Annotated in this window: 1 protein-coding gene; it reads left to right on the top strand. The window is 56.6% G+C overall.

The window, feature by feature from the left end:
* Positions 1-350 (top strand): HAD family hydrolase (locus tag B3F49_RS03135; RefSeq protein ID WP_293908929.1); only part of this gene is annotated, 350 nt, incomplete at both ends.

Here is a 350-nt window from a genome sequence, read left to right as displayed (position 1 = left end):
CCTTTCATTGGTACGGGTGATAAGCGGTATCTGTGCGGTGTCGGTGAGAAGTACGGGGTATCAATCGACTTTGAGCAAGCCAAGCACTCCTTGTTCGACTACTACCGCCGGTTTGCCAACGACCGTGGGCCCATGCCCGGCGTCCATCGGTTCATCGCCAATGCCCGCAAGGCAGGACTCAAGCTGGCCCTCGCCACCAGTGCACTGCGCATGAAGGCTGCGATCAACCTCCAGGCGATCGGATTGGGATTTGAGGATTTCGATACGGTTGTAACCGGTGACTTGGTGAAGAGGACCAAGCCCAATCCCGACATCTATCAGCTTTCGGCCCTTTCGATGGGTCTAGCTAC

Origin of the sequence: Sphaerochaeta sp. UBA5836, assembly GCF_002432845.1 — a bacterium.
GTDB lineage: Bacteria > Spirochaetota > Spirochaetia > Sphaerochaetales > Sphaerochaetaceae > Sphaerochaeta.
The sequence above is the reverse complement of the archived record's forward strand: the minus strand, read 5'-3'. Positions and strand labels throughout refer to the sequence as shown.